This window comes from Flavobacterium sp. YJ01, from assembly GCF_029320955.1.
In the GTDB taxonomy this organism is placed as follows: domain Bacteria; phylum Bacteroidota; class Bacteroidia; order Flavobacteriales; family Flavobacteriaceae; genus Flavobacterium.
Genome location: NZ_CP119757.1, coordinates 4,491,878 through 4,518,451 on the forward strand (window position 1 = coordinate 4,491,878; position 26,574 = coordinate 4,518,451).

The following is a 26,574-nucleotide window of genomic DNA, read 5'->3' on the forward strand; positions in this document are numbered from 1 at the left end:
TTATGCTTTAGGCAATTGGCTTAACACTTAGTGCTTAAAGCCTAATGCTTACAGCTTATTGCTATAAATAATCGTAATAAATATTGGTTAAATATAAACCATGTGCTGGAACCGAAAAACCAGCTTTTTCTCTGTTTTTACTTGCAATTATATTTTCAAAATCTTCCAATGTAATTTTGCGTAAACCTATATTAATCAAAGTTCCTACAATTGCGCGAACCATATTTCTTAAAAAACGATTTGCCGAAATAGTAAAAATTAGTTTTCCTTTTTCTTGTTTCCAAAATGCCTCAAAAATCGTGCAATCAAAAGTATTTACATCGGTATTGACTTTTGAAAAACACTGAAAATCGGTATGTTTCAATAATAATTGCGCTGCTTCATTCATCAGATCAACATCTAATTTCTGATTTACATACCAGCTTAATTCCTGCAAAAACGGATTTTTGATAGTATTGATATGATATTCGTAAGTCCTTTTTGTAGCGTCAAATCGACAATGAGCGTCGTCATGGACAAGAATAATGTCAAAAATGGCAATGTCTTTTGGTAAATAAGAATTCAGTTTATGAACCAAAACTGGAATATCCAAAATTTTCTCTGTATCAAAATGTCCAAACATTTCACTAGCATGAACACCTGTATCAGTTCTTCCAGCACCCATAATGCTGATAGGTTCATTTAATAAAACCGAAAAAGCTTTGTTTAAAGTTTCTTGAACTGAAGAGGCATTAGGCTGTATTTGCCAGCCATGATAATGTGTTCCGTTATAAGCAAATTGAATAAAATATCTCACTGTCGAGGTTCAAAGGTTCAGAGAGGCAAAGGTACGAAAAAAAGTTGCTTTCTTTTAGAAACAAAGGTTCAGAGAGACAAAGAGACAAAGGTTTCTATTCTGCATATCTGTAGAGATGCACCGCAGTGCGTCTTTCGTATCTATTTTAAAATAATTATTTACAATTTTGATGTTAGACGCACTACGGTGCGTCTCTACAAAAAAATCCTTTGTACCTTTGTCTCTCTGAATCTTTGAACCTCAATAAAAATGACCAAAATCCTACTCCTTTCAGATACGCATAGTCATATTGATGACACGATTTTAAAATATGTAAATCAAGCCGATGAAGTATGGCATGCGGGAGATATTGGAGATTTAAGCGTTACAGATGCTATTAAAAAACTGAAGCCTTTACGAGCAGTCTACGGAAATATAGACGATGCAAAAGCGAGGTTAGAATTCCCTTTAAACAATCGTTTTTCATGCGAGAATGTTTCGGTTTGGATTACACATATTGGTGGTTATCCTGGAAAATATAATCCGAATGTGAGAGAAGAATTGGCTTTAAATCCGCCAAAATTATTTATCTGCGGACATTCGCATATTTTAAAAGTGATGTTTGATAAGAAAAATAATTTACTGCACATGAATCCTGGAGCTGCTGGAAAAAGTGGATTTCATAAAGTGCGAACTATGTTGCGATTTGTAATTGATGATGATAAAATAAAGGACTTAGAAATTATCGAAATAGGAGCAAAGTAATTTTTAATGCGGCAATGGAATCTGAATTTTTATTTGCGTTCCGATGTTTTCTTTTGAAGTGATTGAGATAGTTCCTTTATATTTTTTGATTCTAGCTCTAATTCGGTTTAAGCCAAAACCTTCTAAATCTTTTGGTTTTTGAGTTTTAAAACCAATTCCGTCGTCATCAATATGCAAAATCAATTGGTTGTTTTTTTCTGTCATAAAAAGATTGGCCTTTTTTGCTTTGCTATGTTTTATGATGTTGTTAAAAAGTTCGCTTACTATAAAATAGACTTTCATTTCAAATTTTTCATGATATCTTTTATCTGTCGAAATAGAACTTGAAAATTCAAAAACAATTGCAGAATTAGAATTTTTTTCACAAAGATCTTCCAATGCATAAAACAATCCAAAACGAACTAAAAGCGAAGGCACTAAATCATGCGAGATATCTCGTAAAAGTTCATGTGCTTGAGATAATATGGTTTTTGCCTTTGTAATTTCGTCAGACGTAATGTTGTGCTGTACTGTAAAAGTATTTAGATGTAATCCTGCCGACGAAAGTAACGAGTTTATGTTGTCGTGGAGAAAAGAGGCAATTTTTTTTCTTTCTATTTCTTGAGAATCAATACTAGAATTAATAATGTTTAGAAGTATTTTTTGTTTTGTGTCTTTTCGTTTTATTTTTTGTTTCAGTTTATTGTTTTGATAAAGAAAATAAAAAAGAAGAAAAATTATGACAATGAGTATAATTGATAAGCTAACTATTTTTTTGTTTGTTAATTGGTTTACATCGTTTATCTGATTTGCAAAACCAGTCGTAGTTTTCGTTACGCTTAAAATTTGCTGAGAAAGAAAAATTCCCTTTTCAGCAAAAGAAAAAAATAGAGATATGAGAAAATGAAAACCAAACATAAGAGATGTTGTTTACGAATTTATCAAGTTGTTTTTGAGTGCATATTTTACCAAACCAATTGTACTTTTGATATTTAGCTTTTTCATGATGTTTTTTCGATGTGTTTCTACGGTATGCGAACTGATAAAAAGTTTTTCGCTAATTTCTTTTCCGCTGTATTCTAGGGCAATTAATATGATAATTTCAATCTCGCGCGGACTTAATATTGGATTTTCTATTACAGCATTTTGGTTCAGTTTCGGATTGTCTTTGAAAGTGTTGAAAATCTTTTTTCTAACAGCATCGCTAAAATATTCTTGACCATCATGAACGGCTTCGACAGCTTCAATAATATTTTCGCCAGCACAATTTTTGGTCAGATAGCCTTTTGCGCCAAGTTTCATGACTTCTTTAATGATTTTTAAATCATCATAACTAGACAAAATAATAACTTTACAAGTAGCTTTTTTTTCTTTAAATTCTTTTAAAGTTTCAATGCCATCTTTTTTTGGCATGCTGATGTCCAGAATTAAAACATCTGCTTGATTTGAGATGACATCATTATATACTGTAGTTCCATCAAGAGAACTTCCTGCTACTTCAAAATTAGGAACAGTTTTTAGCAGGTTAGAAAGCCCATCAATCAATACCTGATGATCATCTGCAAGATGGATCTTTGTATTTGTTGTCATTTTGTTTGAAAACGAATTAAATACAAAATTATAGAAAAATACTTACATAAATTTATTTTAAGGCATAAAAAAACCCGAATAACTAAATTCGGGTTTTCTTCGCACAAATAAATTAAGTTTATAGGTTTACCTCAAACGATCTACAGATTTTACAAGATCTTCATCCTTCTTGATGGCTTTATTAGCTAAAACTAATAACACGATAGCAACAATCGGCATAAACATCCCAATACCTTTCTCAGAGACTTCAGCCTCTCCAGATAAATTTAGTGATCGATATACAAATAATCCTAATAAAATTAAGTTTAATATTATGTTCAGTCTGTTTAGCACAAACTGATTTTGTCTTTTCTTAAATGAAATTATGCTGATAATAGTAAGCATAGTTGTTAAACCTAATATTACAGTATAAAGTTGGTCTTGCATAAAAAAGAAAGGCTTTCCTGCGGCTGTTGTCCATAATGGAACAAAAAGCATTAAAATGCCTGTTACAGCAAAAGCTAAAATTAAATATACAGTCTGAATTCTTTGTATCATGTTCTAAAAATGTTTTACAAAAATATATTTTCTTTTTTTAAAATACTATTGTATGATTAAATTTTATTCGTATTATTGCATCATAATACCGTAAGCACTTCATACTGCGGTCAATTCAAATTAATTATCTACCTATTCTTTTTACAGTATTTCCTTTAAAATAATTAAATTCATAGAATATTCATGTTTGATATTTCTGCATTAAAAGAAATGAAGCTTGCTGAGCTTCAAGAAATAGCTAAGTTAGCTAAAACAATAAAGATTAATGGTGTCAAAAAAGAGACTTTAATTAGTCAGATTTTAGCACACCAAGAAAGTACTCTTGCGCCTGCAGAAGCTCCTCAAACAGCTGTAGTTTCTGAATCAAAAGAAGAAAAACCAAAACGAGCTAGAATTGCACCAGCAAAAACCAAAGCAGCAAATACCAAAAATACTCCCGTTTTAGAATTTGATAAAGTAGAGGAAACTGTTCAAAAAAACGATACACCTGCACCAGTAGAGCCAATTGCAGAAACAGCGACTGAAGAGGTACAGGCAAATAAAACACCAGCAGCAAAAAAGGAGCCTAAAATTGTAAAATTCAATAAGTCGGCATATGAGAAGAAAGTGGCTCTAAATAAAGAGAAAGTTGCGGCAAATGAAGTGGCAACAGAACCAGTTTCAGAGACTGTTTCAACAGAACCAGTTGTTTCTGAGCCAGTAGCCGAAACAGCTGAGAAATCTCCAGTAATTGCTCCTGTCAAAAAGATTAATCCTAATCAGAATAAAAATCAGAATCCGAATCAGAACCAAAATCAAAACCCGAATCAGAATCAAAATCAAAACGGGAATGGTAATGGAAACGGAAATCACAACAATCAAAATCCTAATCATAAAAATAAAAAAAGCAATAATTTCAGAGATTCAGATTTTGAATTTGATGGAATTATTGAAAGTGAAGGTGTTCTTGAAATGATGCCAGACGGTTACGGATTTTTACGTTCATCAGATTATAATTATTTAGCTTCTCCTGATGATATTTATTTATCAACTTCGCAAATCAGATTATTTGGTCTTAAAACTGGAGATACTGTAAAAGGAGTGGTTCGCCCTCCAAAAGAAGGAGAGAAGTTTTTCCCTTTGGTTCGTGTGTTAAAAATTAATGGACACGATCCGCAAGTAGTTCGTGATAGAGTTTCTTTCGAACACTTAACACCAGTCTTTCCTTCAGAAAAATTCAAACTTGCTGAAAAAGGAAGTTCAGTTTCAACTAGAATTATAGATTTGTTTTCTCCAATTGGAAAAGGACAACGTGGAATGATCGTTGCTCAGCCAAAAACGGGTAAAACAATGCTTTTAAAAGATATCGCAAACGCAATTGCGGCAAATCATCCTGAAGTTTATTTGATAGTTTTGCTTATCGATGAGCGTCCAGAGGAGGTTACTGATATGCAAAGAAGTGTTCGTGGTGAAGTTATTGCTTCAACTTTTGATAGAGAACCACAAGAGCACGTAAAAATCGCTAATATCGTTCTTGAAAAAGCAAAACGTTTGGTAGAATGTGGTCACGATGTTGTGATTTTGTTAGATTCTATTACACGTTTAGCAAGAGCTTACAATACAGTTCAGCCAGCATCTGGAAAAGTATTAAGTGGTGGTGTTGATGCCAATGCATTGCAAAAACCAAAACGTTTCTTTGGAGCGGCAAGAAATGTAGAAAACGGAGGTTCTTTAAGTATCATTGCAACTGCATTAACAGAAACGGGTTCTAAAATGGACGAAGTTATCTTCGAAGAATTTAAAGGAACTGGTAATATGGAGTTACAATTAGATCGTAAGATAGCCAATAAACGTATTTTCCCTGCAATCGATCTTACTTCGTCAAGTACACGTCGCGATGATTTATTATTAGACGAAAAAACACTTCAAAGAATGTGGATCATGCGTAAATATCTTTCTGATATGAATCCAGTAGAATCTATGGATTTTGTAAACGATCGTTTTAAGAAAACCAAAAACAATGAAGAGTTTTTGATTTCGATGAATGACTAGTTAAAGTTGCTAAGGTTCTAAGGTGCTAAGATTCTAAGTTTTTTAGCTTTGAGTAAAACTAAATCAAAAAAGATATAAAATAAAAAAGGATGAGTAAAACTCATCCTTTTTTTATGACCGTTTCTAAAAGAAATCTTAGAATCTTAGCAACTTAGAACCTTAGTATCTTAAAAAAAAAAAAAAACTATTTCTTATCCACTACCGGTCTGTTTTCTCTATTTGCTAAATCCCAAGCAAGTGAAAAAGCCAGTTTAGTTCTTTTCGTCAAAGCATCGTATTCGATTTTCTCTGCTGTATCATCTTTTCCATGATAATCTGCGTGAACTCCGTTGAAGAAGAAAATAGATGGAATACCATGTTTTGCAAAGTTATAATGATCAGAACGCTCATAAAAATGATTCGGATCTTTAGGATCGTTAAATTTAAAATCCAAGTCCATTTTGATGTATTTCTCATTTTGAGCCACAACAGCATTGTGTAAATCAGATGATAATCTGTCAGCGCCAATTACGTAAACATAATTATTTGTGTTCGAATGTTCAACATCACGACGACCAATCATATCAATATTAATATCGGCAATTGTATTAGCAATTGGAAACAACGGATTTTCAGAATAAAAACGAGATCCGTGTAAACCGTGCTCTTCCCCAGTTACGTGAAGAAATAAAATAGAACGTTTTGGTCCGTGGCCTTGTTTTTTAGCTTTCGCGAAAGCTTTTGCCATTTCGATAACAGCTACAGTTCCAGAACCATCATCGTCAGCTCCATTATAAACTTCGCCATTTTTAATTCCAACGTGATCGTAATGTGCTGAAATTACCAAGATTTCATCTGGTTTTTCAGAGCCTTCAATAAAAGCCCAGATGTTTTCTGAGTCAGCTAAGTTTTCGTTGCGTCTAGCATTTAAGTATGCTGCAGGAATATGCTGGTAATAATCTGAAGCTCCTTTTGGAAAAGATACACCGCTTTTTTTGTATTGTTCGATCATATAAAGACCAGCTTTTTTCTGTCCAGGAGAACCAGTTTCACGGCCTTCCATTTCGTCAGAAGCAATAGTGTAAAGCATTTTTTTAAGATCTTTTTCAGAAATAGCATTAATGTATTTTGTTGGATCTGAATTGTCTTTGGAAGCTGTTGACTGCGTGGTTTTGCAAGAATACGCAGAGACAACTAATAATAAAAGGAGTAATTTTTTCATTCCTATAGTTAGTGTAAATTAATAAATGTGTAAAGAACGTAAATGGTTAGTAAAAAAAGAATAAAAAGGGAGTTTATTATGAATAAACAAACACTTTTGGCAAACGATACAATTCTTGATTCACCGTAAAAGCGATGATGTGCAGGGAAAAAATAATACAGCATCCAAATAGTTCCTGTAAAAGATGTAATTCCCGAAATATAAGACATTGGGCTATTTTCTCCAAAAAGACCAATAAGCCTGTCAATTATAAACATAATGAGGAAAATGAGCAGCAGAAACGAAAAATAATGGAGCGTAAAAATTCCATGATCAAAATAATACCATCTTTTTTTATTGTGAAAAATCCACAAGAAAAAAGCGAAAAATGGCATTATAATAAATAAGATTTTCGGAAGATTATGAAAAAAAGATTCTACAAATTTTACATAAATCTCTTTTTTGGTATATTTCTCAGTGACGTGACTTGCTTTTTCAACAAACCAATAGCTGCTAGCATTAAGCTTCTCATTTTCTTTTCCATATTTCTGAATAGAATCAATTTTCTTCATGTTCAAAAAATGGAAGTATTTCTTGTCTTTCTTTTTAATGTCCAAATCTTTGGTAGCTTGTGCTATTTCCTTATTTAATTCCTTTTCACCTTTATCAATATCTCCATTGATTTTGCTAGGAAACATGGCAATCAATAAAAAGGTAATAAAACTGATAAAAATGTATAATCGAACTGGTGCTAAATAAGACAAACGTTTTCCCGAAAGATATTCTTTTGTAAGTGTTGAAGGCTTAAAAAGCAGATTTTTAATCGTTTTCCAAAAAGCATTTTCGTAATGCGTTAAATCTTCAAAGAAATGAATAAATAAATGATGAAAAGTTTTTCGGCTGTCGCTATTTTCTTGCCCGCAATTTGGACAGAATTTTTGTTCTACAACGTGCCTGCAGTTCAAACAGGTTTTATCTTCTCTAATTTTACTATGTGACATTGAGCTGGTTGATTAATTTGTTTTTGGTTGGGTTGAGTTTTGTGGTATTATTTTTTTAGAACTTCATTTAAGAAAAGCTGTAAATGCTCAAAAGATCTTTTTGCTGCAACCGGATTGTAAGCCGCGCCTTTAGAATTATCGCTTCCAGCTTCTGGATTTGTAAACGAGTGAACAGAATTTGCATAATAAATCATTTGCCAGTCTGCTTTAGAATCGCGCATTTCTTGTTGAAAAGAAGTGATTTCATCTTTAGAAACAAACGGATCATCAGCTCCGTGACAAACTAAAACTTTAGTAGAAATTGGTTCGACTTTTCTGCTCGCATCTTTCCCTAAACCTCCATGAAATGATGCAACACCTTTTACATTTAAATGTCCGCGTGCAGCTTCTAAAACTCCAGTTCCTCCAAAACAATATCCGATTGCGACAATATTATCAGCGTTGGCTCCCGATTTTACCAATTCTTTTAAAGCAGCATCAATTCGTTTCTGATAAGCGTCAAAATTCGTTTTGTAAAAACCAGCTTGTTTTCCTGCTTCACCCGTATTTTTAGGATAGTTTCCTTCTCCATAAATATCAGCGATAAAAACATGATAACCAAGTTTAGATAATTCTTCAGCAATTCCTTTAGAAGCATTATCAATTCCTAACCAAGCTGGTAAAAGTAAAATTCCAGGATTGTTAGGGCTTTTCTTAGCAGATTTTACAAATAAGCCGTTTAATTGCTGGCTACCATCAGTATATTTTACAGGTTTTAATTGCGCATTCATAAGATTAGAAAATAAGATTGCACTGAATAAAATTAGAGCTGTGTTTTTCATAATTCGACAATTTTTAACAAATATCAGAAATAATATGTTACAAAAAAACCTCACAAGTAAATTCTTGTGAGGTTTGTAACGAATATTCTTTTGTAAGAATAAATATACTTATAATGATATGTTCCTTTTAAAAGCGCAACCGAGTTCTACAATAGAATCTGTCTTAGCGATTCCCGGAATTCCATCGATTTTTTCGTAAAGAATACGACGCATATGTTCATGATTTTTGGCAATTATTTTAATGTATAAGGTAAACGAACCTGTAACATAATAACATTCTGTAATTTCGGGAATTTCTTTTAGCGCTTCAATAATTCGATCAGAATCAGAATCTTTATTTAATGTAATTCCAGTAAAAGAAGCCCAGTCGTAACCAATTTTCTTTTCTTGAATTATTGGTTTTATCCCGCCAATTACACCTTGTTCGATCATTCTGTTAATGCGCTGATGCACCATAGTATTTGATATTTTCAAATTAGCAGCAATTGCAGAAAAAGCCATTCTGCCATCTTTTTCTAATTCCTTAATAATACTGATATCAAATTCGTCTAATAAATCCATTCAATAAAAATCTTTAAAAATCTGTTGTTGCTGATTTATAAAAGTAATTCTTTTTTTTAATAATCAATCACAAAATAGGATTTCTATCTAAATAAATATTGTCTTTTTGTTGGTTTTAAAATGTATGTTTTGACTTTTATTTTGTTATTTTTAAGTCAAAAAGTTATTTTGTAGTTAAAATTAATTTAAAATTTAATATTTTTGTAAAAATAAAAAGCAGATTATGATTAGTACAGAAAAAGCACTTTCGTCAAAATCAGAAGTTTTGATTGAAAAAGAGAATAAATATGGAGCTCATAATTACCATCCGCTTCCGGTAGTTTTAGAGCGTGGAGAAGGAGTTTACGTTTGGGATGTTGACGGTAAAAAATATTATGACTTTTTATCAGCTTATTCTGCTGTAAATCAAGGTCACTGCCATCCAAAAATTGTTGGTGCAATGGTAGAACAAGCTCAAAAACTTACTTTGACTTCTCGTGCTTTTTACAATGATAAATTAGGAAATTACGAAGAATACGTAACAAAATATTTTGGTTTTGATAAAGTTCTTCCGATGAATACAGGAGCTGAAGCAGTAGAAACAGCTTTGAAAATTTCTAGAAAATGGGCGTATGAAGTAAAAGGAATTCCAGAAAATCAAGCACAGATTATTGTTTGCGAGAATAACTTTCATGGAAGAACCACTACAATTATTTCATTTTCGAATGATGAAACGGCTCGTAAAAACTTCGGACCTTTTACAGATGGTTTCATTAAAATTGAATATGATAATTTAGACGCGCTAGAAAACGCTTTAAATTCTTCAAAAAATATTGCTGGATTCTTGGTTGAACCAATTCAGGGTGAAGCGGGAGTTTATGTGCCTTCTGAAGGTTATTTAGCGAAAGCAAAAGCACTTTGCGAAAAACACAATGTTCTTTTTATTGCCGATGAGGTTCAGACTGGAATTGCGCGTACAGGAAAATTATTGGCAGTTCACCACGAAAATGTGCAACCTGATGTTTTAATTTTAGGGAAAGCAATTTCTGGTGGAGTTTATCCAGTTTCGGCTGTTTTGTGTAATGACGAAATAATGAATGTAATTAAGCCAGGACAACATGGATCTACTTTTGGCGGAAATCCTGTTGCTGCGGCTGTTGCAATTGCAGCTTTAGATGTAATTAAAGACGAAAAACTAGCTGAAAATGCAGAACGTTTAGGAATTATTTTAAGAGATGGTTTAAATAAAATCGCAGAAAAAAATGACTTAATTACGCTGGTTCGCGGAAAAGGACTTCTAAACGCAATTGTAATCAATACAGACGAAGAATCTGATTTGGCTTGGGAAATCTGCTTAAAATTTAGAGACAACGGATTATTGGCAAAACCAACTCATGGAAATAAAATTAGATTAGCTCCGCCTTTGGTTATGACAGAAGATCAGATTAATGAATGTCTGGAGATTATCGAGAAATCTTTGAATGAGTTTAGAAATTAATCTAATTTCTTCTTTAAGATAAAATACATAAGCAGCAAAGTAATTGCTGCTTTTTTTTATGTATCGTTACTTTGTTAAAAAGGCGACTGTAATTAAACAATCGCCTTTTGGTTATAATTACTAAAATATCAAAAAAGTAATTATTTTTTTAGAGCAGCGCCACCTGGCATTGTTTCTGGTTTTAGTTTGAATTTACTGTATTCTACAACTCCAGTTTTATCGGCCCAGTCAAAATATTTGGCAGAAAGCTGGTTTACGATTCTAGGATTTTGAGCAGCAACATTGGTGGTTTCGCCTCGATCTGTTTCTAGATTGTAAAGCTCCCATTCGTAAGAAGGATAGATAGAAACCAATTTCCACTTTCCATCACGAACGGCTCTATTTCCAGCTCTTTCCCAGAATAAAGGTTCGCCGCGATTTACTTCAGAAGCATTTTCAAACAAAACAGGAAGTAAACTTTTTCCAGCTAATGGATTAGAATTTACGCCATTTAAATTTTTAGGATATTCAATTCCAGCCAATTCATAAAAAGTAGGAGCTAGGTCAATAATATGTCCAGTTCCTTTATCAATTCTTCCTGCTTTTATTTTTGAAGGAAACCAAGCGATAAATGGCGAACTAAAACCGCCTTCGTGCATATTGTTTTTATATTGCTGTAAAGGTGTGTTTGATAAATAAGCCCAATTTTGTTCCTGATAATCAAAAGATCCAGAAGTTCCAACAGGCCCTTCATTTCGAACCAAACCTCTTCCTAACGGATTGTAAGTGTTAAATCCGCCTTGAGCGCCATTATCAGAAATAAAAATAATAAGTGTGTTTTTGTCTTTTTTAAGGGCTTTCAGTTTGTCTAAAACTTTACCCACGTTTTGATCCATATTGTCTACCATTGCGGCGTAAACTTCCATTTTGGCTTTCCAAAATTGTTTTTCATCGTAAGTCAGTTTGCTCCATTCTGGAACTTCTGGATCTCTTGGCGAAATGGTTTGGTTGGGAAGTAAAATACCATTGGCTTTTAATTTCTCAATTCTTTTTTCTCTCAAAACATCCCAGCCTTCATCAAATTTTCCTCTGTATTTTGCAATATCAACTGGTTTTGCTTGCAACGGCCAATGCGGAGCAGTAAACGCTAAGTATAAAAAGAACGGTTTGTTTTCTTTGTTTTGTTCGTCTAAGAAAGTCACGGCATTATTTCCGATTTCATCTGTAAAATAATAAGAATCATCTTTTGGATGCAGTTCTTCGTTATTGCGAATTAATTTTACCGGATAAGGTGTTTTGCCAAAAGGCAAAGGTTTGGTATCGAAATAATTAGAAGCACCTTTTAAGATGCCATAAAATTTATCAAAACCTCTTTGGTTCGGCCATTGCGCTTGATCTTCAGAACCAACGTGCCATTTTCCAGATAAAAGTGTGCTGTATCCGCCAGAACGGAAAACTTCGCCTAAGGTTAAAGATTCTTTGTTTAAATAACCTTGATAAGCTGGCAATCCTAAATTGACATCAAAAAAACCAACGCCGGCTTTATGCTGATATTGACCTGTTAATAAAGAAGCTCTTGTTGGAGCGCAAATAGAATTGTTGTAAAATTCGCGAAGACGAGTTCCTTCTTTTGCCAATCGATCTAAGTTTGGAGTGTTAATTTCTGAACCATAATTTCCTAAATCAGAATAACCCATATCGTCAACCATAATCAAAATGATGTTAGGTTTTGATGCATTATTCTGAGCATTAGATTTGGAAGTAAACACCGTTCCAGAAAGAAGAAAAGCAAGTGCAACGTTTTTAAGTTTGGTATTCATGGTAATATATTTTTGTTTTTAATTCTAATCACTTTTAATTATTTACTAAAAAGTAAAAAAGCGATTATAAGCGTAATAATGATGTTGAATAATTGTGCGATTAAGAAAGCAATCAAAGGTTTCTTGCTGTTATTTTGAAGCAAATCTTTGAAATTGGTTTCTAAACCAATACTGGTAAACGCCAATGCAAACCAAAGTCCTTGCAGATTTTTTAAGCTATCTTTTACCGTGTCGCGAGTTTCGGGTGTAATGAAAAATGAAAAAACAAGCGAAGCGGCAATGAAACCGATAACAAATTTTGGAAAACGTTCCCAAATCACATTGAGCGTTGGTTTTGATTCTAAAACTTCTCCAGATTTGTTATGTGTGTAAGTCCAATAAACAGAAATGGCAAAAGCTGCAATTCCTAATAAAACATTTTGAGAAAACTTTACAATCGTACTAATTTTTAATGCCGTTTCCCCGACCAAAGTTCCAGAAGCAACCACAGCACCAGAAGTATCGATGCTTCCTCCAAGCCAAGCTCCCGTAACTTCTTCAGGAAAATTGAAATATTTAGCAATAATGGGCATAAAAATCATCATCGGAATTGCAGTTACCAAAACGATAGAAATGACATAAGACAGTTTTTTAGAATCTCCTTTTATCGCGCCCGAAGTTGCAATCGCAGCAGAAACACCACAAATGGAAACAGCACTAGAAATCATCATTGTTAATTCGTCGTCAACTTTTAATTTCTTGCAAAGCCAAAAAGCAAAATACCAAACGGATAAAACGACAATTAAAGCTTGAATTAATCCTAAAGATCCTGCTTTTAAAATGTCTGAAAAGATGACGCTTGTTCCCAATAAAACCAAGCCGATTTTGACAAAAACTTCTGTTGAAAGTGCCGATCGTAACCAATCTGGAAGTTTGAAAAAGTTTCCAATCGCTAAACCAATTATCAAACTAAAAATAACCGCCTCTAAATTGATGGATTTGATGGCAGAATTTCCTGCGAGAATTAGTGCAGCTAGAGTCAAAACATAAACTATTGGAAAAGTAAATAGAAAATATTTTACGGATTTTCCAATTAAAAAAGCACCAAAAGTTCCAATAGAAATTAAATATATAAATTGAATGAAAAGTATTTTAAGGTTTTTAAAATCAAATACTTTCGCTGTTAAATCAGTAGTGTCTGACCAGCTAAAAACGGGAACTTCTGGAAGAAAGATAAAAAGTGAAATTCCAATAATTATAAATCCGAGAATTACAACGGTCCAGTCTTCGTGAATAGTAAATGGTTTGGTTTGAGTTGACATTTGTTGTTTAATTAATGTTCTTATCCTAACAGGTTTTAAAAACCTGTTAGGATATCTAAATTAGTTAAATCGATTATAATCTGTTTTTTTATAATTACAAATCGACAAAATATTTCTGCTTTCCAAAATCAAATTCATAATACGTTAAATTAGGCCATAGAGGTTTAATTAATCCTTTTTCCCAATTTTGTAATGCGGTTTGTAATTCTTTTACTTTTTCAGGATTTTTAGAAGCCAGATCGGTAGTTTCAGATTTGTCTTTGGCGAGATTATAAAGCCATGTTTCGTGTGTTTTTCCGCTTACAATCAATTTCCAGTCGCCGCTTCGAATCGCTTTTGCATCGCCCGAACGCCAAAATAAATCTTTGTGTGCTTGTTTATTTTCGTTTACAGTTTTCACTAAATCTACACCGTCATAAACTCGGTCTTTTGGTAAATCAGAACCAATTGCGGCGGCGATTGTTGAAAAAATATCTAATGTGCTAACAGGCGTTTTGTAAACGGTGTTAGGTTTTATTTTTCCTTTCCACGAAAGTGCAAAAGGAACATTAATTCCGCCCTCAAAATGCGAAAATTTACCGCCTTTTAATGGCGCATTTGTTGTTGCAAACGTATAATCAGCGCCGCCATTGTCGCTTGCAAAAAAGATTAAAGTATTTTCTTCAAGACCTTCTTTTTTTACTTTTTCACGGATTCTTCCAATTGCATCATCAAGTGCACTAATCATCGCAAAATAAACACGTTTGTTTTCGTCTTTTACATTCGGAAAACGATCATAATATTTTTTACGAACTTGAAATGGAGTATGTGGCGCATTAAACGGAACATATAATAAAAACGGTTTCGTTTTATTTTTATCGATAAAAGCTTCTGCTTCTTCTGCAAATTTTTCCGTTAAATAAGCCTTTTCATCAATAATGGTTGAATCACGACGAATTTGTCCAATTCCGACACGGCCTTTTCCCCAAATCATTTTATCGGTAAAATCTTTATGATGGTGATTGATAATATCTGGATTGTTGTCTTCTGGCGCAAAAAGCGAAAATGCCTGATAAAATCCGTAATGATAATCGAAACCACGATCTAAAGGAAAAAATCCTTTGTTATGTCCCAAATGCCATTTTCCAATTATGCCAGTGCTGTATCCTTCGCGTTTTGCCAAATCTGCAAAAGTGATTTCAGATTTTGGCAAACCTTGCGTAGCGATTGAAGCATCATTTGGATATTCGATTTTATCATTTAATCTCCAATTATTGGTATTTAGGATATATTTAAAAGCGTAATATTCTAAATTGTTTTTGGGATAACGATCGCCCGGCTGATATTCGTGCCCGAAACGTTCCTGATATCTTCCTGTAATCAATCCGGCTCTAGAAGGCGAACAAATAGAAGAGGAAACATAACCTTCTGTAAAAGTGACTCCAGAAGCCGCCAAAGAATCAATTTGCGGAGTTGGAGTAGATTTTCCTCCGTAGAGCGAAATATCATATTTTCCTAAATCATCGGCAAGTAAAATGATGATATTAGGTTTTTTTGCTGAAGTCGCAGAAGTATCTTTTTTAGAAAGAAAAGCTGCTTTTCCTGCCGCTAATTTTTCATCGGTTTTGACTAATGTTCCGTCGGTATTAATTGGCCAGAATAAAAAGGCTGCGAGAACAATAAGCACGATTAAAATGGGAACAACAATTTTGGTTATTTTTTTATAGTTTGCCATATTTTGGTAGTTATTTTTTGAATTTTGGTTTTGCGTTGTTTAATTTTGTCATGTAGGGTTTGTCAGGCTGAGCGAAGTCGAAGCCCACACAAGTAGCTCCGTAACGAAATTTAATCTTTGTAGAGTTTCTAACGTGGGCTTCGACTTCGCTCAGCCTGACAAAATTGTAACGAACTTTGCGCAAAAAAATGGATTATCACTTCGAAGCCAATGCCACATCAACATCCTTTTTCAAATCGTTAAAACCATCTTTTTTGAAAACAACTTTTCCATTTTGATATAAAATTAAAGTTGGAAAAACCTTTACCGTTTTTAAATCGGCAATTACTTGCGGACTCGTTTCCAAATCAATTTCTATGATTTTTAAATTTTCGCCATATTGTGTTCTGATGGTTTCTAGAACTGGTTTTACTTTTGTACAAGCGCCACAATATTTAGAGCCAATATCGACCAAAACAGTTTTGTTTTCTGTTATGATTTTATTGTATTCAGAAAGCGTTAATTTGCTTTTCGAATTGGCATAAAAAGGTTTTCCGTTTCCGATCCAGTTTGCAATTCCGCCTTCTAAACTGTACGCTTCTTTAAAACCGTTTTTTAATAATTCGTCAGCTAACCAAACGCTTCTTCCAGCTCCAATTGAATAGGTAAAAACGGGTTTTGATTTGTCTAATTTTGCTACTTGTGCCACGTAATCTTTCGATTCTAAATTGAAATTTACGGCGCCGTTAATATGGTTTAAAGCAAATTCTTCTGGACCGCGCGCATCAATTATCTGTGGTTTTTTCTCCGCTTGAATTTTATTGTAAAAAATATCTAACGAAACGGTATTTGAACTTTTATTTTGCGAAAAACCTACTGTTGTTAAAAGCAAAAAAAGTACTGTAAAAATGCTATTATTTTTCATGATAGAAAGGTTTTGATAAAAGCTGGCAGTGTATTCAAGGTTGATTTTGAATACACTGCCGTGCTTTATATTTTATTTACTTATTGAAATTAAGCTTGTTCTAAAACTGGCGTTTGTTCTTCAGTTTGTACTGTATTTTCTACAGGTTTGGCTTTTAATGGAAATGCCAATACACCTTCAGCAAGAGAACTTCCTTCTTTTTTAGATTTGAATATTGGCCATAAAAACTGTGCATACCATTCTTCTTGTTTGTATGATTTTGTTCCATAAGATTCTGGAAATTTACGAGTGATTAAGCCAGTTCCAAAAATCATATCCCAGATAAAAAACATGTTTCCGAAGTTTCCTTTAAAGTGCCCAACACCGTCTCCGCTTGTGTCTGCGTGGTGCGCGTGGTGCGTTGCAGGAGTTGAAATCAGTCTTTCTAAAACCCAAGCAATTGGATGTAAAACTTTGTATTTATAAAAAGGTTTGTCCCACGCAATACTGGAGTGCGCGCCCAAAGTGATGATGCTTTTAATTACTAAAACAAACAAAGCAGGTAATCCTAAACCTAAATAAGTTAAAGTTGCAGTCAAATAGATTTGCGAAAAGAAAACCGTGTAAATAAAGTTTTGTCTAGAAGCCATCGCCATTCCCATGTAAGGTGCAGAGTGGTGTGTTCTATGAAAACGCCATAAAAATGGTACTTGATGATGCAATCTGTGGTACCAATATTGCGTTAAATCGTCGGCAATTGCGATTAGGAAAAATCCACCCCAAAAAGGAACCCATGATAATGAATTTGCCGCGTTTGGCAATAAATAAGGTAAAGCCGTTAAACTGAAAAAAGCAATTACAGGCGGTAAAAGTAATTTTGGTGCTAAGAAACAAACGATATCAATTTTACGTTCTTCGCCAGTCCAATCGTCATCGTATAAACCAGCTGCAAATTCTACAATTCCCAAAACGATTGTAAATACGATTAATCCCCAAGATCTGATATTGGCAAAAACGGGTTGTGCAAATTCTAGCCAAGAAGGCAATGTCAAATGTGATTCGCTAACTGCTCCTCCCGTTAATTTAAAGTAAAGGTAAATTGCCAATACGGGCAATGAATAAATGAAGAAACTAATCGTTAAGTCTCTCACTAATTTTTCTTTTTGAACTATTGCCATGATTTCTTATTTTAAAAATTGATTAATTATTGTTAATCCTCCAGCCAAAATTGCTAGCGGAACTAAAAACAAGATTATCCCAACGACAATCTTTTTTCCTATAATTTCATAGTCTACTCGTTTCATCTGTCTGATTTTTAATAGTTAATGTAAAACTAAATAAAATATCTTTTAATTCTATGGGTTTAGTAGAATTAAATTAATTGAACTACTAACTTTTTTGTTATATTTTTTTATTTATTCTTTTTGTGAATGCGTTGTCTTAAAACATCTTGCCAATCAATTAGCGGATAAAGATTGTTTTTCTTCGCTTGATTGTCAAATTCCGCCTGAAGCTCTTTCAGTTTTTCTGGATATTTTTTAGCTAAATCGACTCTTTCGTTAAAGTCAGTGTTTAAGTTATAAAGTTCCCAAACGTCATTATCAAAATTACTTGGCTCATCTTTTTTAGATAAAGCATCATTTTGAGTAATATCAATGTAATCAGGATGATGCGGAGCCGAAGCTTTCCAGCCATCTTTATAAAGTGATCTTGAACCAAAAATATAGTAATGCTGAATTTTATGTCTTGAAGGTGCTTTAGCGTCAGCATAAGAATAGGCTAGAGAAGTTCCTTGAATTGAATCCTGTTCAATTCCTCTGATTCTTTCTGGCGCTTTAATTCCGACAGTTTCTAAAGTGGTTGGCAGAATATCAATTACGTGTCCGTATTGTGTACGAATTCCAGGGGTTTTAATTCCTTTTGGATAATATATAATAAGTGGATTTCTTGTTCCTCCTTCAGAATGAGCGTCTTGTTTTAAATTTCTAAAAGGTGTATTTGCAGCCAAAGCCCATCCATGCGGATAATTTTCTTTTGTCGCCGCTGGAGTTCCTAATAAATTAGTTTTAGCTAAATTACTTTTCAAAGACTCTTCTTTAATTTTCGGATCAGAAAGTTTTCTAAAAGATTCGTCAATTAAACCAATTGAACTTCCTTCTTTACTTGCTCCGTTATCTCCTAAAACAATATAGAAAATGGTATTATCCAGCTGATTAATAGATTTTAGATGATCTACAATTCGGCTTACCTCATAATCGGTATATTCTAAATATCCAGCGTATATTTCCATAAACTGAGCGTATAGTTTTTTCTCATCTGGAGATAAAGTATTCCAAGCCGGAACATAAGAATCACGAATTGTTAATTTTGAATCAGAAGGAATTAATCCTAATTTTTTCTGATTGGCAATTACTTTATCGCGATAAGCATCCCAACCATCATCAAATTTGCCTTTGTATTTATCGCTCCATTGTTTTTCTACTTGGTGCGGAGAATGTGTTGCTCCCGGCGCATAGTATAAAAAGAACGGTTTGTTTGGTGCGGCATGTTTCTGACGATCGATATAGGTAATCGCTTTATCTGTAATCAATTCGCTTAAATGTTTTCCTTTTAAATCGGTTACGAATTCATTTTTAGATTTGTCTTTTTCTGCACCATTTAATTTTGTACTTCCATTTAACCAAGTCTGATCTTCAACCAAATCAGGATTGTATTGATCGGTTTGAGAACCTAAGAATCCGTAAAAATGCTCGAAACCTTTTCCAGTTGGCCATCTGTCAAACGGACCCGCATCTGTTGCATCTTCGTCTGGAGTAACACCATATTTTCCGACTGCAAAAGTGTTGTAACCGTTGTCACGCAAAATCTCTGCAATAGTTCCCGCCGAAGAAGGAAGTCTTCCGTCCCAGCCAGGAAAACCTGCTGACATAGAAGTATGCGAAAATCCGCCAACATGCACAGCGTGTGAATTACGACCTGTTAACAAAGCAGAACGTGTTGGTGCACAAATTGCTGTGGTGTGAAAGTTGGTATAACGTAATCCGTTATTGGCTAGTTTTTCAAATGTAGGTGTATTGATTAAACCTCCAAAAGCGCTTGTCGCTCCGAAGCCAACATCATCCAATAAAATCCAAACCACGTTTGGTGCGCCTTCTGTTGCTTTTACTGGTTCAATCCAATATTCTTTAGAATCTGCTAAAGTTTTACCCACAACACCTTTGTAATTTGGATCAGGTTTTGACTGTCCAAAGCCAAATTGTGCAAAAAGTAAAACTGTAAACAAAAGCCCTTTTTGCGGAGTTTTGAGATTTGGTATGTTATTTTTTATTTTTTTCATTGTTTCTTTTTTGATTAACCTGCAAGATTTTAAAACCTTGCAGGTTAATAATCATTATTTTGTAGTTTCTGTATCTGCAGGTTTAGTAACTTGTTTTACTAAGTCCTGAAGGGTTTTTCCTTTATCGGCAGCAGTATTATGAATTCTTCTGTTGTAAACATCTTGCCAATCAATCAACGGATAAACATTGTTTTCTTTTGCCTGTTCATCAAATAATTTTTGAAGTTCAGCTAATTTTTCAGGATATTTTTTTGCCAAGTTATTACGCTCGTTAAAATCTTCGTTTAAGTTGTATAATTCCCAAACGTCTGTGTCGAAATTACTTGCAACTGGTTTTTCATTTTTACCTAAAGATTGTTTTACCGCAAATGAATCTGGTAAATGCGCAGCAGAAGCTTTCCATCCATCTTTGTAAATGGCTCTGTTTCCGAAAATATAATAATACTGTACTTTATGTAAAGATTCTGCTTTCGGATTATCTAAGGAAGCTTGAAATGAAGATCCTTGAATGATATCTTGTTTAATTCCTTTGATATATTCTGGCGCTTTAATTCCTGTAATGGCTAAAGTTGTTGGAAGTAAATCGGTTACGTGGCTGTATTGATTTCTGATACCGCCTTTGTCTTTAATTCCGTTTGGATAAAAAACAATTAAAGGATTTCTTGTCCCACCTTCAGAATGTGCATCTTGTTTCCAGTTTTTGAAAGGAGCATTTGTTGCTTGCGCCCATCCCAAAGGATAATTGGTATTTAAACCTTTTGCTGTTCCAATTTCACCAATATTATTTAAGTTGCTTTGAAGATTTTCTTCCTCAGATTTTCCTTGAGAAAATAAACTTTGGTTAATTGTTCCTTGCAAAGTTCCTTCTTTACTCGCTCCGTTATCTCCAATCGCAACAAAAATTAAAGTATTATCAAGTTGTCCGCTTTGTTTTAAATAATCAACAACTCTTCCAATTTCATAATCTGTATACGTCAAAAATCCTGCGTAAACTTCCATGAATCTTGCATATACTTTTTTCTGATCTGGCGTTAATTTTTTCCATTCTGTAATTAAAGCATTACGTTCTGGTAAAACTGCATTGGCAGGAATCGTTCCTAATTTCTTCTGATTTGCTAATACTTTTTCGCGGTAAACATCCCAGCCTTCATCAAATTTTCCTTTATAAGATTCAACCCATTTTTCAGCTACTTGATGAGGTGCGTGAACAGCTCCTGGTGCATAATACAAGAAAAACGGTTTTCCTGGTGCTGCTTTTTGCTGTTTTTGAATATAGCTGATTGCTTTATCAGTAATTAATTCATTTAAGTGACGTCCGTCTGGTTTAATGTGAACTTGATCTTCCACCAAATCAGGATTGTATTGATCGGTTTGAGAACCTAAGAATCCGTAGAAGTGATCGAAACCTTTTCCAGTTGGCCATCTGTCAAACGGACCTGCATCTGTTGCATCTTCATCTGGCGTAACACCATATTTTCCAACAGCAAAAGTATTGTAACCGTTTTCACGTAAAATCTCTGCGATGGTTCCTTTATCAGAAGGAATTCGTCCGTCCCATCCAGGAAAACCTGCTGATAAAATAGTATGAGAAAATCCACTAACGTGAACTCTTCCAGAATTTCTTCCTGTTAACAAAGCCGCGCGGGTAGGAGCACAAATTGCTGTTGTATGGAAGTTGGTATAACGAAGTCCATTGTTGGCAAGATTATCAAAAGTTGGCGTGTTTATTAATCCTCCAAAAGCAGATGCCGCTCCAAATCCGACGTCATCCAATAAAATCCAAACCACATTTGGAGCACCTTTTGGCGCTTTTACAGGATCTGGCCAATATTCTTTAGAATCGGCAAGAGTTTTTCCGATTGTTCCTTTAAACTCTTGTTGTTCTTGAGCAAAGCCAAATTGCGCAACCAGCAATGCCGTAATCAGAAGCCCTTTTCCAGAGCTTTTGATTGGAGTGGTATTTTTAATTTTTTTCATCTTTTTAATAGTTTTTAGTTATATGGCTTTTTTAATAGTTGTAATTTTTTAAACACATAGAATCATAGTTTTTAGAATCGATAAGAGGCGTTTCATTTGTCTTCCTTATTTATAATTTAAAATCTATGTTTCTATATGTTTAAAAATTAATATTTAATATCCAGGATTCTGTGGTAAACCGTCAGGGTTGATATTTCTTTCACTTTGTGGAATCGGATAAAGATTATTTCTTTCCGAAACAGAGTTTTTAGCCGTTACTTTTTTCACTTCAGTAACCAAAGTTCCCCATCTCACTAAGTCAAACCATCTTTGTCCTTCTTGAACAAATTCTTTTTTGCGTTCTTCCTGAATTGCCGCTCTAAAAGTGGTTTGATTTAATCCAACTAAATCAACTGTTACATCTGGCGTTGTAATTGCCTTTCCAAAAGCTCTTCTTCTCACTTGATTAATCAATTCGTACGATTCTGCGGTTGGTCCGCTTTGTTCATTTATCGCTTCCGCTAAAGACAAAAGAATGTCCGCATAACGAATCACAGGAAAGTTGATTGCCACATTAGAAGGCGTTGCCAAATTGGTCAAATCCAAGTATTTTTTGAAAATTGGTTTTGGAAAAGTATAAAGTGTTCCTGTTGCAGGATTTAGCAATTGTTTGGCGTAGCTTACATCTCTTCTTTTATCTCCAGCGGCGTAAATATCATAAAATAATGCAACGTCAGAAACTATATCGGCAGGTTCTGTTGCTGTAAATCCCGTGAAAGAAGTCGCTTGAAAAGTACTTCCGCTAGAACCATTTCCTGCTTGATTTGGTTCAAACTGAACAGAGAAAATATGTTCTTTTCCGTTCTTTTTAGTTTTAGTAAAAATATCTTGAAAGTCTTCAAACAAAGCATATCCGTAACCGCCATTAATCACTTCTCTCGCTTTTAAAATAGTATTTGGCCAATCTTTTCTTGTAATATACACTTTTGCCAAAATCGCTTTTGCAGCTCCAGAAGTAGCACGTCCAGCATCTGCTGTAGAGTAAGTTGCAGGCAAAGCTTCAGCATCTGTTAAATCTTTAATGATTTGAGCGTAAACTTCTTCGACAGTTGCTCTATTGGTTTTTAAGCTTCCTAAATCAATAGATGTTGCTTCATGCAAAACAATCGGAACTCCGCCCCAAAGACGTACTGCTTGAAAATACAATAAACCTCTAATGAATTTGGCTTCATTAATCAATCTAGTTTTAATAACTTCTGAGCCTGTTACTTTAGGAATATTATCAATGGCAACATTTGCTCTGTTTATTCCCGCATAAATTTGTCTCCAAGCCACTTGAACACGGTCGGTAGTAGCATCGTGAGTTAAAGCGCTCATTGCTCTTACTTGCGGATTGGTTGCAGAAACTCCTGCTGCTGCATAATCAGAACCCATATCGGTTAAGAAATAAAGGTTTCTTCCAAATAAACTTTGTTCTCCTGGATCAAGGCTTAAAGAAGCATAAACAGCAGTTACACTTGCTACAGCATCATCTTGAGTATTAAAATAATTGTCTTCGGTTACAAAAGAGTTTGGGGTTACCTCAAGCTCCGTGCACGATACCAATAAACCGGCACTTAAAAGGAATGTTATAATGATCTTTTTCATTTTGATATATTTTTTACTTAGAAAGTTACGTTCAAGCCCGAGATGAATGTTTTTGAGTTTGGATAAGAACCAAAATCAATTCCCGGATATAAGTTGTTTTGTTCGTATGAACTTACTTCTGGATCATATCCAGTGTATTTTGTCCATGTAATTAAGTTTTCGGCAGATATGTACACTTTTACACTTTTTGTTCCCAGTTTTTTAGAAACGCTTTTTGGTAATGTGTAGCCAAGAGTTATTAATTTCAATCTTAAGAAAGAAGCATCTTCAACATATCTTTCAGAAACAATTCCTAACGGTGAACTTGTCGCTCTCGGAATTTCATTGCTTGGATTTGTTGGAGTCCAACGATCATTCAATGTAGCCGCTGCGTTAGTTCCAAGAGTAGAAATTTCTAATTGCTGATTTAAAGCGTTGAATATTTTTCCGCCATAAGATCCTTGGAAAGAGAAATTCAAATCAAAATCATTGTATGAAATGGTGTTGCTGAAACTTCCAACAAATTTTGGCTGAGAAGTTCCTAAATTTCCTTTATCCAAAGCATTGATAACACCATCGCCATTTGCATCTACATATTTTCTGTCTCCAACTTTAGTATTTGCCAAACTATTAATTTTTGGCTGAGTATTTACTTCTTCCTGAGTCTGGAAAATTCCGTTTGTTGTATACCCCCAGAAAGTTCCTAAAGGCAGACCAACTTTTACAATAACAGGTTGTTGCTGTAATAAAGAACCGTTTGGAACTACAGGAAAAAATTCATTAACGCCATTTCCGATTTCAGTAACTTTATTTCTGTTTAAAGAAAATACCACATTTGAATTCCATGCAAAGTTTTCTGTTTTCAGGTTTTCGGTTGTTAGTCCAACTTCAAAACCTTTATTTTCAACTCCACCAATATTTTGAAGAACAGTTGCATAACCAGAACTCAAAGGAACTGGAACGCTGATTAACAAATCTTTTGTTTTTTTGTAGTACACATCAAAAACAAAATTGATTTTTCGATCAAGTAATGATAAATCTAAACCAACATTATATTGATCTGTTTTTTCCCACTTCAAATCAGGATTTGCCAGTCGGGTAGGAGCGATACCAGTGTATAATGTTCCTCCAAAAGAATAATTTACAGAACCCATTGACGCTAGAGAAAGGTAATTTCCAATTTCTTGATTTCCTGTTGTTCCAGCTGTAATTCTAAGTTTAGCTTCGGTAACACCTTTAATATTGTTTGCAAATTCTTCATCTGTAATGTTCCAAGAAAAACCAGCAGACGGGAAATAACCCCAAAGTGATTCAGAACCAAATCTTGAAGATCCATCGGCACGACCAGAAAGTGTAAAATTGTATTTTCCTTTATAAGAATAATTTACTCTTGCCAACCAAGATTTAAGTACGCTTTCGTAAGCTTCGCTATAAGGTTTTACAGCAACACCGTCTTGAAGTGCGTTGTAAGTATTGGCATCATTTACAAAAGTGTTTGCTCCAGCATTTACCACTTCACCTTTTGTATATTGAAGCGTGTAACCTCCTAAAGCAGAAAACTTATGATTTTCTCCAAAAGTTGTATTATAGTTTAATGTATTTTCATTCAAAACAGAACCAACTAAACGATCTCCAACAGAAGCTAAACCTTTCGTTCCAGCTCCAGTAGTTGTATTTGCAGGAGCATAATAATTTTGTTTAGTATTTAAAACGTCGCCGCTTACTGCAACTTTTGCAGTTAGTTTTTTGGTGATTTTATATTCGCCAAATAAACTGGTCAATATTCTGTTTAAATTGGTCTGATTAGTTGTGTTTTCCAAATCATTAATCGGATTTGGCACATAACCATTTACAGAAGTCGTGTACGGATTATTGGTTACATTATAACTTCCGTCAGCGTTTTTTATAGGAACGACAGGCGCAGTCAAAACGGCAGCAACTAAAGGATTTGGAGTTCTTCCGCTTCCAGAAGTTCCTACGCCGTTTGCAAGAGAGTAAGTGTAGTTGGCATTTACTCCAAATTTGAAATTCTGAGAATAGTTTCTTTCGTAATTAGCGCGAAGAGAAATACGTTTAAAATCAGAACCTAAAACAATTCCTTCTTGATCAAAATAGCCAGCAGAAACCGAATATCTTGATCTTTCATCTCCGCCAGAAAAAGATAAATTATGACTCTGAACAGGAGCGGCAGTTCTAAAAGCCGCAGATTGCCAATCATAACTTCCAGAAGTTTTAAAAGCTTCTATTTGTGCAGCCGTAAACGAAGGAGCTTGACCGATACTTGCCTGAACATCATTTCGTAAACTTGCCCATTCGCTGGCATTCATCAGTTTTAATTTCTTTGAAATATTTTGAAATCCGAAATAACCTTGATACGAAATATTATCTTGTCCTTTTGTTCCTTTTTTAGTCGTAATAATAACAACTCCATTGGCACCGCGAGAACCATAAATTGCTGTTGCAGAGGCATCTTTCAGAACTTCAATAGATTCAATATCAGCAGGGTTAATAGTAGACAAAACGTTTACACTTGCACCTGCATAAGTAACTCCCGCAGAGCTGTTCGCGTTATCATTATAAATTAAGATTCCGTCAACAACATAAAGTGGTTCGTTACCTGCTGTAATTGAGTTTCCACCGCGAATACGTACGCTTGAAGAAGCACCTGGGCGGCCAGAACTTTGTGTGACTACAACCCCAGCAACTGCACCTCTCAAAAGATTATCAGCAGAAGAAGTAACTTGAGATAAATTAGCTTTTGGAACAGAAGCCACAGAACCCGTAATATCTTTTCTTTTTTGAGTTCCGTATCCTACAACTACCAATTCATCAAGCTCTTGACGCTCTTCTTTTAGGTTAATAATTACTGGATTTTTTTCTACAATAACTTCTGCCTTTTTGTAGCCAATATAACTTACAATTAAAGTATAAGGAAATTTCTGTCCAGTTTGAAAATAGAATTTTCCTTCTGCATCTGTAATAACACCGTGAGTTGTTCCTTTAATAGTTACAGATGCTCCAATAATGGGTTGATTTGTAACATCATCGACTACAGTTCCATCCAATTTTGACTGAATAAGTGGGGTAGTATTTTGGGCTTGTATGCCTGCTGTTATGAAGAGTAGAAACAGCAGTATGTGTATGTTTAACTTTTTTTTCATTTCTTTGTGTTGGTTTTAAGTAATTAACAAGACGCCCTGAGCACTGTTTATACAGCACTCTAAAAGTGTTCTTGATTTAG

20 protein-coding genes are annotated in these 26,574 nt (G+C 34.2%); 3 read left to right on the top strand and 17 right to left on the bottom strand.

The features are described from left to right. Positions 1-61: 61 nt before the first annotated feature. Positions 62-796 carry a tRNA pseudouridine(38-40) synthase TruA gene (gene truA / locus P0R33_RS19650; protein ID WP_276172860.1) on the bottom strand — a complete coding sequence of 245 codons (735 nt, stop codon included), beginning with the start codon at positions 794-796 and terminating at the stop codon, positions 62-64. Between the two features lie 249 nt (positions 797-1,045). Between truA and P0R33_RS19655 the strand changes: the two genes are divergently transcribed. Further along, positions 1,046-1,540 carry a metallophosphoesterase family protein gene (locus P0R33_RS19655; RefSeq protein WP_276172861.1) on the top strand — a complete coding sequence of 165 codons (495 nt, stop codon included), beginning with the start codon at positions 1,046-1,048 and terminating at the stop codon, positions 1,538-1,540. A 3-nt stretch (positions 1,541-1,543) separates the two neighbouring features. On the opposite strand, the gene P0R33_RS19660 is transcribed toward P0R33_RS19655, so the two are convergent. From P0R33_RS19660 to P0R33_RS19670, 3 genes are all read right to left on the bottom strand, one after another. Beyond that, positions 1,544-2,437, bottom strand: coding sequence for an ATP-binding protein (locus tag P0R33_RS19660; protein ID WP_276172862.1), 894 nt, complete (start codon positions 2,435-2,437; stop codon positions 1,544-1,546). 12 nt (positions 2,438-2,449) lie between these two features. Further along, entirely contained in the window at positions 2,450-3,109 is a 660-nt protein-coding gene (locus P0R33_RS19665) for a response regulator transcription factor (RefSeq protein WP_276172863.1), read from the bottom strand. A gap of 126 nt (positions 3,110-3,235) precedes the next feature. After that, positions 3,236-3,646: a DUF4293 domain-containing protein gene (locus tag P0R33_RS19670; RefSeq protein ID WP_276172864.1), complete on the bottom strand. Its 411-nt coding sequence runs from the start codon at positions 3,644-3,646 to the stop codon at positions 3,236-3,238. 183 nt (positions 3,647-3,829) lie between these two features. Here P0R33_RS19670 and rho point away from each other — a divergent pair, with 183 nt between their 5' ends. After that, on the top strand, positions 3,830-5,677 hold the full coding sequence (rho, locus tag P0R33_RS19675; protein ID WP_276172865.1) for a transcription termination factor Rho: 1,848 nt from the start codon (positions 3,830-3,832) through the stop codon (positions 5,675-5,677). Between the two features lie 184 nt (positions 5,678-5,861). On the opposite strand, the gene P0R33_RS19680 is transcribed toward rho, so the two are convergent. From P0R33_RS19680 to P0R33_RS19695, 4 genes are all read right to left on the bottom strand, one after another. Then, positions 5,862-6,878, bottom strand: coding sequence for a M28 family peptidase (locus P0R33_RS19680; RefSeq protein ID WP_276172866.1), 1,017 nt, complete (start codon positions 6,876-6,878; stop codon positions 5,862-5,864). Positions 6,879-6,886: 8 nt separating this feature from the next. Next, the gene (locus P0R33_RS19685) at positions 6,887-7,858 is read right to left on the bottom strand and encodes a DUF3667 domain-containing protein (RefSeq protein ID WP_276172867.1); all 972 of its coding nucleotides are present in this window, start codon (positions 7,856-7,858) and stop codon (positions 6,887-6,889) included. Between the two features lie 47 nt (positions 7,859-7,905). Beyond that, positions 7,906-8,679 carry a dienelactone hydrolase family protein gene (locus tag P0R33_RS19690; RefSeq protein ID WP_276172868.1) on the bottom strand — a complete coding sequence of 258 codons (774 nt, stop codon included), beginning with the start codon at positions 8,677-8,679 and terminating at the stop codon, positions 7,906-7,908. Between the two features lie 108 nt (positions 8,680-8,787). Continuing rightward, complete coding sequence (locus P0R33_RS19695; RefSeq protein WP_276172869.1) at positions 8,788-9,240, bottom strand: Lrp/AsnC family transcriptional regulator; 453 nt, start codon at positions 9,238-9,240, stop codon at positions 8,788-8,790. A 223-nt stretch (positions 9,241-9,463) separates the two neighbouring features. On the opposite strand from P0R33_RS19695, the gene rocD reads away from it, so the two are divergent. Further along, positions 9,464-10,717, top strand: coding sequence for an ornithine--oxo-acid transaminase (gene rocD, locus P0R33_RS19700; protein ID WP_276172870.1), 1,254 nt, complete (start codon positions 9,464-9,466; stop codon positions 10,715-10,717). Between the two features lie 140 nt (positions 10,718-10,857). On the opposite strand, the gene P0R33_RS19705 is transcribed toward rocD, so the two are convergent. From P0R33_RS19705 to P0R33_RS19745, 9 genes are all read right to left on the bottom strand, one after another. Further along, a complete protein-coding gene (locus P0R33_RS19705) occupies positions 10,858-12,516 on the bottom strand; it encodes an arylsulfatase (RefSeq protein WP_276172871.1) in 1,659 nt (552 codons plus the stop codon). Between the two features lie 38 nt (positions 12,517-12,554). Further along, entirely contained in the window at positions 12,555-13,817 is a 1,263-nt protein-coding gene (locus P0R33_RS19710; RefSeq protein ID WP_276172872.1) for a putative sulfate exporter family transporter, read from the bottom strand. 94 nt (positions 13,818-13,911) lie between these two features. Further along, the gene (locus P0R33_RS19715) at positions 13,912-15,531 is read right to left on the bottom strand and encodes a sulfatase-like hydrolase/transferase (RefSeq protein ID WP_276172873.1); all 1,620 of its coding nucleotides are present in this window, start codon (positions 15,529-15,531) and stop codon (positions 13,912-13,914) included. A 196-nt stretch (positions 15,532-15,727) separates the two neighbouring features. Then, entirely contained in the window at positions 15,728-16,435 is a 708-nt protein-coding gene (locus P0R33_RS19720) for a thioredoxin domain-containing protein (RefSeq protein WP_276172874.1), read from the bottom strand. Between the two features lie 89 nt (positions 16,436-16,524). Next, positions 16,525-17,592 (bottom strand): sterol desaturase family protein, encoded by a 1,068-nt coding sequence (locus P0R33_RS19725; RefSeq protein WP_276172875.1) that lies wholly within the window; start codon positions 17,590-17,592, stop codon positions 16,525-16,527. 233 nt (positions 17,593-17,825) lie between these two features. Beyond that, positions 17,826-19,751 carry an arylsulfatase gene (locus tag P0R33_RS19730; RefSeq protein ID WP_276172876.1) on the bottom strand — a complete coding sequence of 642 codons (1,926 nt, stop codon included), beginning with the start codon at positions 19,749-19,751 and terminating at the stop codon, positions 17,826-17,828. A 54-nt stretch (positions 19,752-19,805) separates the two neighbouring features. Beyond that, positions 19,806-21,728: an arylsulfatase gene (locus tag P0R33_RS19735; RefSeq protein ID WP_276172877.1), complete on the bottom strand. Its 1,923-nt coding sequence runs from the start codon at positions 21,726-21,728 to the stop codon at positions 19,806-19,808. 153 nt (positions 21,729-21,881) lie between these two features. Then, complete coding sequence (locus P0R33_RS19740; RefSeq protein WP_276172878.1) at positions 21,882-23,354, bottom strand: RagB/SusD family nutrient uptake outer membrane protein; 1,473 nt, start codon at positions 23,352-23,354, stop codon at positions 21,882-21,884. 17 nt (positions 23,355-23,371) lie between these two features. Beyond that, on the bottom strand, positions 23,372-26,494 hold the full coding sequence (locus P0R33_RS19745; RefSeq protein WP_276172879.1) for a TonB-dependent receptor: 3,123 nt from the start codon (positions 26,492-26,494) through the stop codon (positions 23,372-23,374). Positions 26,495-26,574 lie beyond the last annotated feature (80 nt).

Bases quoted from the DNA above. Each gene is read 5' to 3' on its own strand.
- P0R33_RS19655 (WP_276172861.1), top strand. From the start codon at position 1,046: ATGACCAAAATCCTACTCCTTTCAGATACGCATAGTCATATTGATGAC.
- P0R33_RS19660 (WP_276172862.1), bottom strand. From the start codon at position 2,437: ATGTTTGGTTTTCATTTTCTCATATCTCTATTTTTTTCTTTTGCTGAA.
- P0R33_RS19665 (WP_276172863.1), bottom strand. From the start codon at position 3,109: ATGACAACAAATACAAAGATCCATCTTGCAGATGATCATCAGGTATTG.
- P0R33_RS19670 (WP_276172864.1), bottom strand. From the start codon at position 3,646: ATGATACAAAGAATTCAGACTGTATATTTAATTTTAGCTTTTGCTGTA.
- rho (WP_276172865.1), top strand. From the start codon at position 3,830: ATGTTTGATATTTCTGCATTAAAAGAAATGAAGCTTGCTGAGCTTCAA.
- P0R33_RS19680 (WP_276172866.1), bottom strand. From the start codon at position 6,878: ATGAAAAAATTACTCCTTTTATTATTAGTTGTCTCTGCGTATTCTTGC.
- P0R33_RS19685 (WP_276172867.1), bottom strand. From the start codon at position 7,858: ATGTCACATAGTAAAATTAGAGAAGATAAAACCTGTTTGAACTGCAGG.
- P0R33_RS19690 (WP_276172868.1), bottom strand. From the start codon at position 8,679: ATGAAAAACACAGCTCTAATTTTATTCAGTGCAATCTTATTTTCTAAT.
- P0R33_RS19695 (WP_276172869.1), bottom strand. From the start codon at position 9,240: ATGGATTTATTAGACGAATTTGATATCAGTATTATTAAGGAATTAGAA.
- rocD (WP_276172870.1), top strand. From the start codon at position 9,464: ATGATTAGTACAGAAAAAGCACTTTCGTCAAAATCAGAAGTTTTGATT.
- P0R33_RS19705 (WP_276172871.1), bottom strand. From the start codon at position 12,516: ATGAATACCAAACTTAAAAACGTTGCACTTGCTTTTCTTCTTTCTGGA.
- P0R33_RS19710 (WP_276172872.1), bottom strand. From the start codon at position 13,817: ATGTCAACTCAAACCAAACCATTTACTATTCACGAAGACTGGACCGTT.
- P0R33_RS19715 (WP_276172873.1), bottom strand. From the start codon at position 15,531: ATGGCAAACTATAAAAAAATAACCAAAATTGTTGTTCCCATTTTAATC.
- P0R33_RS19720 (WP_276172874.1), bottom strand. From the start codon at position 16,435: ATGAAAAATAATAGCATTTTTACAGTACTTTTTTTGCTTTTAACAACA.
- P0R33_RS19725 (WP_276172875.1), bottom strand. From the start codon at position 17,592: ATGGCAATAGTTCAAAAAGAAAAATTAGTGAGAGACTTAACGATTAGT.
- P0R33_RS19730 (WP_276172876.1), bottom strand. From the start codon at position 19,751: ATGAAAAAAATAAAAAATAACATACCAAATCTCAAAACTCCGCAAAAA.
- P0R33_RS19735 (WP_276172877.1), bottom strand. From the start codon at position 21,728: ATGAAAAAAATTAAAAATACCACTCCAATCAAAAGCTCTGGAAAAGGG.
- P0R33_RS19740 (WP_276172878.1), bottom strand. From the start codon at position 23,354: ATGAAAAAGATCATTATAACATTCCTTTTAAGTGCCGGTTTATTGGTA.
- P0R33_RS19745 (WP_276172879.1), bottom strand. From the start codon at position 26,494: ATGAAAAAAAAGTTAAACATACACATACTGCTGTTTCTACTCTTCATA.